This is a genomic window from Paenibacillus sp. FSL K6-1096 (assembly GCF_037977055.1).
Lineage (GTDB): Bacteria > Bacillota > Bacilli > Paenibacillales > Paenibacillaceae > Paenibacillus_AQ.
This window is the reverse complement of the sequence record NZ_CP150274.1, coordinates 885,191-898,540: the sequence shown is the minus strand read 5'-3', so window position 1 is coordinate 898,540 and position 13,350 is coordinate 885,191. Positions and strand designations below refer to the sequence as shown.

Below are 13,350 nucleotides of genomic sequence, written 5' to 3'. Positions count from 1 at the left end.
ATCTTCTCCAATTTTTATTTTATTGTGATTCCTCGAAATTAAAAAAACAGATTGGTTCAAGAGGTGCTAAACTTTGTTCTTTTTGATCAAAGAATAGTTTGATTTCTGGCTGAAAAACAATTTTGCCTTGTTCCTTAATAATGTATGTACAACGTAATTCATAGACTGCAATGTTTTTTAATTTATTTTCATCCACCTTACCTTTATATTCCTCTTTTAATTGATCTTCTGTGTTTTCATCGCGATAAATATTAACATTAATGATCTCAATGAACTTTTTTGCTTCGTCAGGATAGATAATTTCTGAACGTATATCGTGAGTCATAATATGATTAGAATCTAAAATTTTATACCCGAAAGAATATTCCTTTCCTATTTCTATCTTATTCTTAGGGGCAAATGGTGATTCCATCACGGATAGACCGTTTTGCTTGCCTGAATAAAATTGAATGTATATTGGGCTTATATTCCTTTTATCATCCTTTTGATCTTTATTCTCAATAGTAACTTTATTGAATATAGGTTCTTTTAAATCTGCTAGCTTATTAGAGGAGAGTCTTAGAGAAAATCCATCTTCTAATAAAATTGGATCATAAATCTGCCAGTCAACATTTTCTGCACTAAATTTGATTGCTTCATTTTTGTCATTTAATATGGTTACTGAAGTATTTTGACTGCTTAAATCGTTAAAATTGTTTTTTTTAAGATCATATGTATTCCCAACCAGTAGAATCGAAGGGACCTTGTCCTTAGAGTGTTCTAAATCTATAGAATACACACCAATAGCTTGGTTAAAATCTATCTTCTTAAATAGACTGTTGGAATTTTTATTTCCACATCCTGATATGACTGTTATAAGGAATATGAGTATAACAATTGTATGTTTTTTCATAATAATTCGGCAACCCCTCTAGTAATAATACAAATGAGAGTGAACACTATGTATTCACTCTCATATTATTAAATCTCTTAATTCCATTACAATCGATTCAAGGAAACTTATTTGTTGCTGTTTGCGAGCTATAGGGAAGGTTCTGTAGCTGGAGGAAGGTAATTCGTCATTCTTGTGAAAATCAGCACATGTTAAGATAATATTGTACTTATCGGAACCATGGTGAATGCGGAGGTGTAAAATTGTATTTGGTAAATGGGAACCTAGTCATCCGGGATGCAACTAATGACGATGCTCAACAGCTATGCATATGGTGGAACGATGGCAGGGTTATGGCACATGCCGGATTTCCAAATGGGTTAGGAATCACGGAACAAGAGGTGCTAACAAGACTTCAGACCGGGAAGGATTCTGAGCGGAAAGGACGCCTGATTCTGGAAATCGATGCTGCTCCTGTAGGAGAAATGAGTTACAGTGCAGTTTCGGAGCATGTGGTGGAGATTGGTATCAAAATCTGTGAGTTCAGTCAACAAAATAAAGGCGCAGGCACACAGTTTTTGGAGATGCTGATCCGTTATTTATTTGAAGCAGAGAGATATCGCAAGATCATACTTGATACCAATATTAAGAATACTAGGGCACAGCATGTGTACGAGAAGCTCGGTTTTCGGAAAACAGCGGTGCGAAAGAATGCCTGGACAGATCAACTTGGCGAGTTGCAGACTTTTATTGACTATGAGTTGTCTGTAACGGAATGGGCTCTACGTTAGTGTTTTTCAGGTTTTTTCACAATACTTCTGGAGTTGTGCTCCCAATAGCCAACACCAGCGGGCTGTCATTGTGTTTATTTTAAATTCTAATGCAGAAGCATAAGGATATGTTGTAAGATAATACCACGAAGTTTGCTTTATGAACTGAAAGGATGTTTCTATGAAGAAAATTATATTCTCTGTTGTAATGCTGCTCATACTCTGCTCATGCAGCCAGTTTGACCCGGAAACGTGGCAAAAGGAACCAGAGAAGAGACAAGGTATGATAAACAGTTTAACGAGTAAATATGAACTTAAGGGTATGACAGAGAATGAAATTATTGACTTGCTTGGTGACCCGGGAGAAAAGAGTACCGAACCATCACCACAATACTTGTACTACATTGGGAGTGCTGGATTAGGGGTGAAGGTTACTTTATTACAGCTTCAATTTGATGAGAATGGAAAAGTGGAGACTCATGATATTATTTATAAATGAGCTTTTTTCACAATCCTTCTGGAGTTGTGGCGCGTTAGCCTTTATAATATGACGAGAATATAGAATAAAGGAAAAGGTGTACACTTCATGAGTATATTAAATGTAGAAAAGCTAAGTCACGGCTTCGGCGACCGCGCCATCTTCACGGATGTGTCCTTCCGTCTGCTGAAGGGTGAGCATATCGGCCTGATCGGTGCAAACGGTGAAGGGAAATCCACCTTCATGAATATTATTACAGGCAAGCTGCAGCCGGACGAAGGCAAGGTGGAATGGGCGAAGCGGATGCGCGCCGGCTACCTGGATCAGCATGCAGTGCTTCAGCAGGGCCAATCCATCCGGGATGTGCTGCGCGGAGCCTTCCAATATCTGTTCGATATGGAACAAGAGATGAACGACATGTACGGCAAGATGGGGGATGTAACCCCTGAAGAGCTGGAGACGCTGCTGGAGGATGTCGGCACGATTCAGGACATGCTCACCAGCCAGGATTTCTATATGATTGATGCCAAAATCGACGAAACCGCCCGCGGTCTCGGTCTGACCGATATCGGACTGGACAAGGATGTCCATGATCTCAGCGGCGGACAGCGGACCAAGGTGCTGCTGGCTAAGCTCCTGCTGGAGAAGCCGGACATTCTGCTGCTCGACGAGCCTACGAACTATCTGGACGAACAGCATATCAACTGGCTGAAGCGTTATTTGCAGGAATATGAGAATGCCTTCATCCTGATCTCGCATGACATTCCGTTCCTGAACAGCGTGATCAACCTGATCTACCATATGGAGAATCAGTCGCTGTCGCGTTATGTGGGCGATTACGAGTATTTCCAGCAGGTCTATGAAGCGAAGAAGGCACAGCTCGAATCCGCATTCAAGCGCCAGCAGCAGGAGATTGCCGACCTGAAGGACTTCGTGGCCCGCAACAAGGCGAGCGTAGCGACCCGCAACATGGCCATGTCCCGCCAGAAGAAGCTCGATAAGATGGAAGTCATTGAGATTGCCAAGGAGAAGCCGAAGCCGCAGTTTAACTTCAAGCAGGGACGGACCTCCGGCAAAATGGTGTTCGAGACCAAGGATCTGGTCATCGGCTACGATTCTCCATTATCGAGACCGCTGGACCTGAGCATGGAGCGCGGACAAAAAATCGCCCTCGTCGGCGCCAACGGCATCGGGAAAACAACCTTGCTGCGCAGTATTCTCGGCCAGATCCAGCCAATTTCCGGCACGGCCAGACTTGGGGATCTGCTGGAGATCGGGTATTTCGAGCAGGAGATGAAGGATGCGAACTACAACACCTGTATTGAAGAGATCTGGAATGAATTCCCGTCCTTCACCCAGTTCGAGATTCGCGCAGCCCTCGCCAAGTGCGGCCTTACCACCAAGCATATCGAGAGCAAGATTGCCGTATTAAGCGGCGGCGAGAAAGCCAAGGTGCGCCTGTGCAAGCTGATCAACCGGGAGAGCAACCTGCTGGTACTCGATGAGCCGACCAACCACCTTGATGTCGATGCGAAGGAAGAGCTGCAGCGTGCGCTCAAAGCGTACAAGGGCAGCATTCTGCTGATCTCGCATGAGCCTGAATTTTACCGTGATATTGTGACAGATACCTGGAACTGCGAATCATGGACGACCAAAGTATTCTAGAGAACCGGCAATAAAGCCGGATTAGAGCTTGGCCCGTAAGAGGGGAACTTTGCCCAAAGTGACTCTTGCGGGTCATTTATATTAGAGTGGAGCAGGAAGGGACGCTATGAATGTAATTCAAGAGAAATCAGCTGTGAAGCCATCCAAAGGCAATATCATCAATGTGATTATTGACGGGATCTCCGGTATTTTTCTGCCGATCGTTAATATTCTGAGTGCTGCCGGTATTATGAAGGGACTTCTGGCCGGTGCGGTGGCGCTGGAGCTGCTGAGCAAGACGGAGGGCACCTATACGGTGCTGAATGCGATGGCGGACAGCCTGTTCCATTACCTTCCGCTGCTGCTGGCCTTCACGGCAGCCCGCAAATTCGGGGCCAACCCTTTTACGGCGGTCGTTATCGGCGGGGTTATGCTGTATCCGAGTCTGACCACACTATTCGAGAACAACGAATACATTGATTTTCTGGGCATGAGCATCAAGCCGGTGAACTATCCTGCAAGCGCTATTCCCATTATTCTTGCGGTGGGGTTCCTGGTCTTTGTCGAACGGGCCTGTGTCAAAATACTGCCGGAGGTCATCCGCGGCTTCTTCACTCCGCTAATCTCCGTGGTCGTGGTATCATCGGTGACGCTGCTGGTGTTCGGTCCGATGGGAGGGCTGGCCGGGGATGTGCTGGCAGACGGATACCGCGCCGTGTATGACCTCAGCTCTATCGGTGCCGGGATGGTGCTGGGAGCGATCATTCAGCCGATGGTGATCTTCGGCCTGCACTGGAGCCTGGTTCCGCTGGCGATCAACAACATCAGCACGGGGGGATCGGACACGATTCTGGCCCTGATGGGCCCCGCCGCCTTCGCCCAGGCCGGAGCCGCACTTGCCGTATTCATCAAGTCCAGAGACAAGCAATTCCGTACGCTGTCACTGTCGGCATCCATTTCAGCCTTGTTCGGTGTCACTGAGCCTGCGATGTTCGGAGTGAATCTGCCCTTGCGCAAGCCGATGGTCATTGTCTGCATCGCAGGCTCTATCGGAGGGGGGATGGTTGGAGCGTTTGGCTCGTCTGCGATCTCGTTTGCTTTTCCGGGACTGGCTACGCTGCCTGCTTATCTCGGGGACGGGTTCGGCGGATTCCTGATCGCCTGTGCCACCGGGTTCCTGATCGCCCTGATTGCCACGCTGGCGGTGAAGCTGGGACCGGAGCCGGTGGCGGGACAACCTGCCAAGCCACAGTTATAATATAGGAGGGTTTTTCACATGAGAGCCATTAGAAGAACCAAGACCGTTGAAGGGACTTCCATTCCCGGCATCATCCATAACGGAGGCACTTATTTCTATATTAATGTAGATGTCTATGAAGACGGCATGGTGAACTGCTGGGAGCTGACCGACCTGAAGGGCTTATCCGGCAAAATCCATTCGGGCTGGCTAACGCCATCCGTTCCGGCAGGAGAGCAGTTGTCCATTCACGGTCTGGGGGCGTATACTGTCGAGTCGGCGAAGTGGACTTATAATGAAGCCAGCTTTTATAAGCATGTGGAGGACATTGTTACGCGCCTGAATCCTGAGCTTACGAATATTTATGAGATCCCGCTCCTGGAGCAGCAGCGGAATGAGGCGCGCCGGGTCGCCCTTTCGCCAACAGCTACGGAATTCTATGTCAACAGCGAGCTGTTCTATCAGACCACGGAGGGCAAAAGTGTTCACCTGTTCATGAAATATAGCGGCCAGGTATACCTCATCGATGTTGTGGTGTACAAGGACGGAAGGGTAGCGGTCTATAACCTGCCTGCTGAAGCAGAATATACGCTGGAGGAGCTGGACGGGCTTTTTGCGGAGGAGACACTCTTCACCACCCTGGAGCCTTCCACCCCGGTACAAATTCGGCAATTGGGCGAGGTGACGCTTGGCGCTTCGCTGTATTCCGCCGATGCGCAGGAGAAGCTCAAAGAGCTGTACAACCTTCACAAGCAGCTTAATGGTGAGCAAACGGCGCATGAAGCGTGCCGGGCGGCCTATTACGCCTATCTGGAGAATCCGAGTGAGTACTACCGGGAGCAGCTTAGAATCAAATATGAGCTTGTACCCGAGCATGAACGGATGTATCTGGGCGATATGGATACGAAGGATTGGGATTACCAGCGAATTCTGTATCACCCCGGAGAGACGCGGGAAGTGTGAATGCGGGAGCTGTTTTCCCGGCTATAAGTTTCAGGGATTCAATGCTATACTACTAGAGGCTGTTAGTTAAAAAGTAAGAGGTGGCAGAATGGAGACAATCAGCTTTCATTACGGACGGCATATTCCCAAGGTGGCGCGGGCCCTGTATTTCCACTCATGGAAATCGATCCTTACGATTGCGGTTCAGGTTGTATTTATAGCAGTGTGTATGGTTCTGTACATGAGGAATGATTCGTTAATTCTGCTTGGAATTGCGATTACGCTTGTCCTCACCACGCTGATGTCGTTGGTCATGCGGACCTTGCTGCTGCCAAGAATTCTGGGGTCGGACACCAGGTATAACAAGGACTATGAATACCGGTTCGATGCAGAGGGGATTCGCTTTGATCGTGAGCAGATTCAGCCGGTGGGCTGGGGGAGCTTTACCCGGGTATGGGAGAACAAAAGCTACTACCTGCTGTTCCAGGGGCAACAGAATTACTGGTTCATTGCCAAGCAATCGTTCCAGGATGCCGCGCAGGAGGACAGGTTCAGAGCCTATGTATCGGATCACCGGAAGATCGGCAGCGGTGTGATCTGGTAGATCAATTAGAGGACATGCTAAGGGGCATGTCCTTTTGAATTTATGCCCGCCAGAAGGTAGTGCAGTCCGCTTTATCCGTGATATTGTATTCGATCAGCTGTCTCAGCAGGTCGTAGTCCACCGGACTCGTCCATTTCATACGGATCAGCAGCTTGGTGTGATCTACTCCGCCTTGCTTCAGGACCTCCGCGAAGTGATCCATCCCGGCTTTCTCCGGGGCCACGGCCATATGCCCTTTGGCTACACTGAAGCCGATAATATATGTTCCGTGATCGGTGAACATCGGCTGGTTCCAGGCGATTCTCGGCTCTAGCTGCGGAAATTCCTGAAGCACCCAGGCCAGGACCTCTTCGACTGTTGTACGGTGGACCGGATTATCAATCTTCGCTAAATACTCTGCAAACACATCCATCGTTATCCCTCCAGATTGGTAGCCGCGCTTATGCACCTTATCATATCTTTTACCCTCCTGTTAGTCAAAAATTAAGATATGCAAATTATTGAGACACATGAGATAGTAAAACCCATAGAGGGCTGAATATCTGCCTTCCCTTCCTCATTCCATCATTTCCCTGTATGATAGAAGAAGCTGGTGTTCTGCGATAGGATTGGAGTGGAGGTGGCGGATGGACATCAGAACCGGATTCACAGGCAAACGGCCTGCCGAACGATGGACTGCAATCAGCACCATTCTTCTGATGATTTTCTGGATCAATTACATGGTGTCGTTCAACCAGACAACAACTGTCGAAGTAATCATGGTGTGTCTTGTCACTGGAATTGCAGTATTCAATACAGGAATTATGACGATTCGGCTGCTGACCGCAGGCAGGGTGTTTGCGGTGGAGATTAGGCCGGAGGTTCTGCAGATCAAGAATACTGAGATAGAAGCCTCCAGGGTGAAGAGAATTTACATCAAAGGCTATTTTAAGCCTGTCATTGCCATTAAGCTCAAGAGCAGTCTTTTGGTGCAGCATAAACATTGCTTCTGCTTCACCGGTCAGGAGGATGAAGGGATTGACGCACTTCAGCAATGGGCGGACCAGCATCAGATTGCAGTAGTCCATAGAGGTTTTGCCAGATGATGTGATCTATAGTAAACAAGCAGGCCAAAGGAGGAGCTTCGGATATGAAAGTCACCGGATTCAGTCACATTACACTTCTCGTACGGGATCTACAGGCCTCTCTGGAATTCTACCAGGGCATTCTGGGCATGAGCCTCAGACACCGGGGCCGAACGGATGCTTATCTGGAGTGGGGCAGCGCCTGGGTTTGCCTGGTGGAGCGCACAGAGGCCGGGGAACAGCCGGGCGGACTCGCCGGGATGGATCATGTCGCTTTTTATATTGCAGCGGATGATTTCAAAGAAGCGGTAGATATTTTAAACAATCATCATGTACAGATCGTCAGAGGTCCCGTTCAGCGGGGCACCGGCTGGTCAGTGAACTTCCTGGACCCGGATGGCATCCAGCTGGAGCTGCATACATCCACCCTGGATGAACGAATGGAGGTATGGCATTAGCATGAATCAGCCTTTTCAAGATATTCTTACGTCCGAAGATGAGCTTAGAGCCCTGCTCGGGTATCCAAACGAAGTGGTGAAGCGCAAAGCGATCCATCATCTGGATCATCATTGCCGCGCTTACATAGCGATGTCCCCATTGTTGTTTCTGTCCACAGCCGATGAACACGGCTCCTGCGATGTCTCGCCGCGCGGGGATGCTCCCGGTTCGGTGCTGGTGCTGGATGACGGGCATTTGGTGATCCCGGAGCGGCCGGGCAACCGCAGACTGGACTCCTTGCGCAATATATTGGTTAATCCGAATATCGGACTGATTTTCATCATTCCGGGACTTGAAGAGACGCTGCGGATTAACGGGCAGGCCTATGTCATCAAGGATGAGTCAATTCTGGATCAGATGGTAGCAAGAGATAAGCGGCCTCTGCTCGGCATTGGGGTGAAGGTGGAGGAGTGCTATATGCATTGCGCCAAGGCCTTCAAACGCTCGCAGGTGTGGAACAGTAACACTTGGCCTGAGGAAACGGCGCTTCCTTCTGTGCCGGCCATTATCGCCGCCCATGTGAATACAGCAGAGTTCACGGAGGAAGTAGTGCGGCGGGGGATAGAGGAGAGCTACGCGAAGCGGCTTTATTAAGAACAGGAGTGATCTGCGGGGATGGATACCGAGAAGCTGATCCGGATTTTTGACCGGCAGGCTGCAGACTATGACCGAAGAAGGGAAGATCCGAAGCAGCGGCGCTGGCGCCAGAAGCTGATCGGTTCTGCGCAGGGTGATGTGCTCGAGCTTGCCGTGGGGGCCGGGGCTAACTTCCCGTTCTATCCGCAGGGCGTCCGGATTACAGCGGCTGATTTCAGCAGTGCTATGATTGAGCGTGCAGAGAAGGCGGCACACCGGCACTGCCTGGATGCGGATTTTATCTGTTCTGATATTGAAGACATGAGCTTTCCCGCACAATCGTTCGATACCATTGTCTCGACATTATCTCTATGCAGCTATAAGGACCCGTTAGGCATGCTGGTCCAAATGAATCGCTGGTGTAAGCCGGACGGCACCATCCTGCTTATGGAGCATGGCCTCGGTTCCAGCTTCCTGGTGACCACGCTGCAACGGGCGCTGAATCCGCTGCTATACCGCATCTACGGATGCCATCATACCCGGGATATCATCGGACTGGTGCGGGAGTCCGGGATGCAGATACGCAGAACAGAGAGCTTTTCGCTGAATATGGTTCACCTGATCTGGGCTGGCCCGCAAGGACAACAACTATGATCTGAATGTGAGGAGAATGGAAATGGACAGTATCATTTTTGATCTGGATGGCACGATATGGGACCCGACGGAGACTGTAGTGGGCGGATGGAATCAAGTGATTAACAGCTATAACGGAGCTGCTAATGAAATAACGATACAGGATTTACAGGGGATTATGGGGCTGCCGGTGCCGGAGGTTGGCCGGAAGCTGTTCCCTGACACCGGCGAGGCGATCCGGGAGCGCATCATGAGTGAATGCTGTGAGATGGAGTGTCACGTTCTGGGGCAGCAAGGCGGAAGGTTATACCCGCAGGCGGAGGAGGTGCTTCAGGCATTAGCGGCAAAATATAAGCTGTTCATCGTAAGCAACTGCCAGTCGGGGTATATTGAAGCGTTCTATGAATATCATCAGCTGCAGAAGTATTTCACGGACTATGAGCATCCGGGAAGCACCGGGCTGTCCAAGGGCGAGAACATCCGGCTGGTCATGGACCGCAATCACTTAACCGCTCCTGTCTACGTGGGCGATACGGAGGGGGACAGGAAGGCTTCAGAGTTCGCCGGGATTCCCTTTGTGTATGCCGGGTACGGATTCGGTGAAGTCAGCCGGTATGACTATGTTATCGATCGGCTGGCTGGGCTGCTGGATTTATTCTGAAGTGAATAGTCTGTTCCGGCAAAAGAGGGAGCTGTCTTACCGCCGTTTCATGGCCGGTTAAGACAGCTCCTTGGTCAAAGGATCAGACTGCTGTCCAGCCCCCGTCCACATACAGCGTCTGGCCTGTTGTGTAGCTGGAAGCATCGGATGCGAAATAGAGGACAGCACCGTTTAGCTCATCGGGATTGCCGGGGCGGCCCATGGGGCATAAGGTATTGTACTGCTCCAGGAATTGCTCCTGATAGAGTGCACGCGTCATTCCGCTGGGGAACAGGCTCGGTCCAATCGCATTCACCGTAATTCCATAAGGAGCCAGGGTGGCGCACATTCCGCGGGTCAGATTCACGACAGCACCTTTGGAGGCATTATAGGCGTGAACAGGGGCCAGCTTCGTACCGTTCACCCCGCAGATCGAAGCAAGGTTAATAATGCGGCCCTGGCGTTGTTCCTTCATGGCCGGGATCACAGCCTTGGACATGAGATAAACGCTTTTCACATTGGTATCCATCACCCGGTCCCATTCGGCTTCATCCAATTCCTCGATAGAGCCTGCGGAAGCGACTCCGGCATTGTTCACCAGGATGTCCAGCCGTCCGAAATGCTCCAGAATGCTTGCTGCCGCCGACTCTATCGCTGTGCCGCTGGTTACATCACAGTGGAGCGGAAGCGCGCGGCGGCCCTGGGCCTCAATCTGCTGCCTGGACAGCTCCAGCTTGTCCAATTGCAGATCCAGCAAGGCAACGTCGGCCCCTGCTCCAGCCAGCGCCCGCGAGATTTCCACACCGATTCCCCCGGCCGCCCCTGTGACTACCGCCACTTTTCCGCTTAAATCAAAAGGATTTCTCATCATTCATCCCTCCTCTAGACCCACCAGTCCCAGCGCAAGTTCGAATAGGGAAGAAACTGTGCCGGATCTACTTCAGCCAGCACCTCGCCGCGCTCCAATACAGTATTGCTGACGGTGTAGATGCCGCCCAGCATACGAACCACCTCCAGCTCAGCCCAGGGATCATGCGGAGAGTCATTCAGGTGAATCTCCACTTGTGCCGCCTTGCGTACACTAATATCCATTGAAGCGGTCTGCCGGATCAGCAGCGGTCCCATGTCGAATCCGCGGCCATCCGGGGATTTGGAGTATTTCATGTTGAAGACAGGCAGGCCGGCGCCGTAATGTGCGGAGATGAGGCTCTCTGCATCCGTGGTGTTCATTGTACCGTTAAGCGCGGCTTCAACGCGGAAGAATTCGGTGCCCCGCCGGGAGACGCTGCCTGCCACATGCTGATCTTCCTTGCGCAGACGGATGTCAGCCATTTTCTTGGGGAAGCCGTAAATCTCCCGCCCCAGCCCCATAGCGATGTCATCGCTGATCGGCATGGACAGGCAGTAGGTCCCGGGCTGTCCGTTGTAGGCTGCCAGGATGAAGACCGCCGCTTCCCGGTAAGGCTCACAGAAGCTGGTGCGGGGATAATCGGCTACAAAAGCGTGCACCAGCGGTCTTGGACCCGGCGTAAGCGGGGCGGGCAGAATCCTGCGGATCACTTCGGGAGAGGTCTCCCAATAGACGGTTAATGTCTCGGCATTATAGAAGGTCGTTGGTGTATTGATTCTTTTGGCAATCTCGTTCACATCTTTCACAAAGCTGCTCATCGCAAGCGCCTCCTGTGATATAGGGTCACGAATAATGTAACATTACCATTCCGGGGTTTATATATATGGAAAATATAAAAATAAATGGGAAAATTGTGCGCGGCGCACTATAATAAGCAGTGGGTGAGAGCGATGAGTGTTAGCTTTGAACAGATTAGCAGATATTTTGCCAAGCAGGCTGTACATATCCAGTGGAACAAAACGTTAAGAGCAGATTATGCGGATACGATGCTGATTACGAAGAGCCTGGCTTATTTCGCGCCTGAATTTATCTATGTGGGCTACCGGTCCGGATTGCCGGAGCACGCGGAAGGGTTGGAGCAAGCCAGCCTGATGCTGATCAATGATGGTGCGGAGCCTGCCAGCCAGCTGGGTCAGGGGATGCACAGCGGGCAGAACCGGCTGGAATTCGGGGCGGCGGAGGATGTTTTCGAGCTCTATAATCAGACCCGGGCGCTGTTCCTGGAAGAGGCTGAACGGGAGCAGGCCAAGGGCAGAATGCTGGAGGCCTGTGTCGCCGGCAAAGGTCTGGAGGCCATACTCTCGGCTGCGGCGGAGCTGCTCTGCAATCCGGTAATTATTATCGATGTAAGCTACAGAATTCTGGCCTCCTCTGATTGCAGCAGGGTTACCGACCCCATATGGAATGACAATCTGCAACAGGGCTATTGCTCCTATGATTTCATAGCCGCTGTCCACCAGTTGACCAGTGTGCAGACCGGCATAGCGTCGCAGGAGGCTTACGAAGTGGAATGCAGCGGCAGCGAGGTGACCAAGCTGGTCGCCAAGATCAGGATTGGCAGTAAGCCTGTCGGCAATGTGATTGTGCTGGGCGATACCCGCCCGATCCGGCAGAGGGATCATGAGCTGGCGGGTTTTACGGCAGAGCTGGTGGCGGCGGAGCTGGCGAAGAACAGCTTTTACCGGAATTCCAGCCAGGCTGAATATGAAGAGTTAATCTATCGGTTGCTGGAGGGGGAGGCGAACGGACTGGCGTTAATTCAGGAGAGCCAGCGGAGCGGTGTGCGTCTGCCCAAGGGCAGGCTATCCGTGATGGTGCTGGATCTGGCGGGGTATGAGGCTGCAAGCAAATATAACGGGTATCTGAGGGATCAGCTGCACCTGTATTTCGGGAAGGAGCGGCTGATCTTTTACCATGAGCATATGGTAGGGGTCTGCGAAGACAGCTCTGCTGCGGTCAGTCCAAGAGAGAGGAATCCGAAGCTGCGGGAGTTTCTGGTGGCCCATCAGATCCGCCTGGGGATCAGCCGGGAATTCACCGACCTTACGGACTGCCGCAAATATTATCTGCAGGCGCTTAAGGCGCTGGAGATTGGGCGGATTGTCCGGCCTGCGGAGCCGCGCGTGCTGTATGCTGATGTGCAGCTCTATGATCTTTTATCCCCGTATGCGCGGCAGGATTCCCGGGAGATCAGCCATCCGGCGCTTACCGTCCTGCGTGAATTCGATGAGCAGCACCATGCCGACCTGTACCATACCCTCTATTGTTACTTGAAGAACAACCAGCAGCTGCAAAAAACGGCCGATGAACTATTTGTCCACCGCAACACCCTGCGCTACCGGTTACGCCAGATCGACGAGCTGGTTCAGGTGGATCTGAGCCAGATTGATCAAGTGCTGCGGCTGTATATGTCTTATCAAATGACAGATTATCTGGATAAGCTGAATGGCGGAGGCCACCCCTGGTGTCCCTGATTCAACTTT

General features: G+C 50.9%; 16 protein-coding genes. 12 read left to right on the top strand and 4 right to left on the bottom strand.

The annotated features are described in order from the left end of the window. Positions 1 to 19 precede the first annotated feature (19 nt). Positions 20 to 892 (bottom strand): hypothetical protein, encoded by an 873-nt coding sequence (locus MHI24_RS04060; protein ID WP_340024290.1) that lies wholly within the window; start codon positions 890 to 892, stop codon positions 20 to 22. Positions 893 to 1,134: 242 nt separating this feature from the next. Between MHI24_RS04060 and MHI24_RS04055 the strand changes: the two genes are divergently transcribed. The 6 genes from MHI24_RS04055 (at position 1,135) to MHI24_RS04030 (ending at position 6,546) form a co-directional block, all read left to right on the top strand. Then, positions 1,135 to 1,662, top strand: coding sequence for a GNAT family protein (locus tag MHI24_RS04055; RefSeq protein WP_340024289.1), 528 nt, complete (start codon positions 1,135 to 1,137; stop codon positions 1,660 to 1,662). A gap of 160 nt (positions 1,663 to 1,822) precedes the next feature. Beyond that, positions 1,823 to 2,140 carry a hypothetical protein gene (locus MHI24_RS04050; RefSeq protein WP_340024288.1) on the top strand — a complete coding sequence of 106 codons (318 nt, stop codon included), beginning with the start codon at positions 1,823 to 1,825 and terminating at the stop codon, positions 2,138 to 2,140. A gap of 87 nt (positions 2,141 to 2,227) precedes the next feature. Then, positions 2,228 to 3,784, top strand: coding sequence for an ABC-F family ATP-binding cassette domain-containing protein (locus tag MHI24_RS04045; protein ID WP_340024287.1), 1,557 nt, complete (start codon positions 2,228 to 2,230; stop codon positions 3,782 to 3,784). Positions 3,785 to 3,890: 106 nt separating this feature from the next. Further along, a complete protein-coding gene (locus tag MHI24_RS04040) occupies positions 3,891 to 5,021 on the top strand; it encodes a PTS transporter subunit EIIC (protein ID WP_340024286.1) in 1,131 nt (376 codons plus the stop codon). Between the two features lie 18 nt (positions 5,022 to 5,039). Further along, the gene (locus tag MHI24_RS04035; protein ID WP_340024285.1) at positions 5,040 to 5,963 is read left to right on the top strand and encodes a hypothetical protein; all 924 of its coding nucleotides are present in this window, start codon (positions 5,040 to 5,042) and stop codon (positions 5,961 to 5,963) included. 88 nt (positions 5,964 to 6,051) lie between these two features. Next, the gene (locus MHI24_RS04030) at positions 6,052 to 6,546 is read left to right on the top strand and encodes a YcxB family protein (RefSeq protein WP_340024284.1); all 495 of its coding nucleotides are present in this window, start codon (positions 6,052 to 6,054) and stop codon (positions 6,544 to 6,546) included. Between the two features lie 40 nt (positions 6,547 to 6,586). Here MHI24_RS04030 and MHI24_RS04025 read toward each other — a convergent pair whose 3' ends face one another. Beyond that, on the bottom strand, positions 6,587 to 6,958 hold the full coding sequence (locus MHI24_RS04025) for an iron chaperone (RefSeq protein ID WP_340024283.1): 372 nt from the start codon (positions 6,956 to 6,958) through the stop codon (positions 6,587 to 6,589). A gap of 214 nt (positions 6,959 to 7,172) precedes the next feature. Here MHI24_RS04025 and MHI24_RS04020 point away from each other — a divergent pair, with 214 nt between their 5' ends. The 5 genes from MHI24_RS04020 to MHI24_RS04000 are packed head-to-tail and all read left to right on the top strand — an operon-like array spanning position 7,173 to position 9,978. Next, entirely contained in the window at positions 7,173 to 7,631 is a 459-nt protein-coding gene (locus MHI24_RS04020) for a hypothetical protein (protein ID WP_340024282.1), read from the top strand. A 44-nt stretch (positions 7,632 to 7,675) separates the two neighbouring features. Next, complete coding sequence (locus tag MHI24_RS04015; protein WP_340024281.1) at positions 7,676 to 8,068, top strand: VOC family protein; 393 nt, start codon at positions 7,676 to 7,678, stop codon at positions 8,066 to 8,068. A gap of 1 nt (position 8,069) precedes the next feature. Continuing rightward, the gene (locus MHI24_RS04010; RefSeq protein WP_340024280.1) at positions 8,070 to 8,702 is read left to right on the top strand and encodes a pyridoxamine 5'-phosphate oxidase family protein; all 633 of its coding nucleotides are present in this window, start codon (positions 8,070 to 8,072) and stop codon (positions 8,700 to 8,702) included. Positions 8,703 to 8,723: 21 nt separating this feature from the next. After that, the gene (locus MHI24_RS04005) at positions 8,724 to 9,338 is read left to right on the top strand and encodes a class I SAM-dependent methyltransferase (protein WP_340024279.1); all 615 of its coding nucleotides are present in this window, start codon (positions 8,724 to 8,726) and stop codon (positions 9,336 to 9,338) included. A gap of 22 nt (positions 9,339 to 9,360) precedes the next feature. Beyond that, positions 9,361 to 9,978, top strand: a complete 618-nt coding sequence (locus MHI24_RS04000) for an HAD family hydrolase (protein ID WP_340024278.1) — start codon at positions 9,361 to 9,363, stop codon at positions 9,976 to 9,978. An 82-nt stretch (positions 9,979 to 10,060) separates the two neighbouring features. Here MHI24_RS04000 and MHI24_RS03995 read toward each other — a convergent pair whose 3' ends face one another. Then, a complete protein-coding gene (locus MHI24_RS03995) occupies positions 10,061 to 10,828 on the bottom strand; it encodes a glucose 1-dehydrogenase (RefSeq protein WP_340024277.1) in 768 nt (255 codons plus the stop codon). A gap of 11 nt (positions 10,829 to 10,839) precedes the next feature. After that, a complete protein-coding gene (locus MHI24_RS03990; protein WP_340024276.1) occupies positions 10,840 to 11,625 on the bottom strand; it encodes an acetoacetate decarboxylase family protein in 786 nt (261 codons plus the stop codon). Between the two features lie 132 nt (positions 11,626 to 11,757). Between MHI24_RS03990 and MHI24_RS03985 the strand changes: the two genes are divergently transcribed. Further along, the gene (locus MHI24_RS03985) at positions 11,758 to 13,341 is read left to right on the top strand and encodes a helix-turn-helix domain-containing protein (RefSeq protein WP_340024275.1); all 1,584 of its coding nucleotides are present in this window, start codon (positions 11,758 to 11,760) and stop codon (positions 13,339 to 13,341) included. The last annotated feature ends 9 nt before the right edge of the window (positions 13,342 to 13,350 follow it).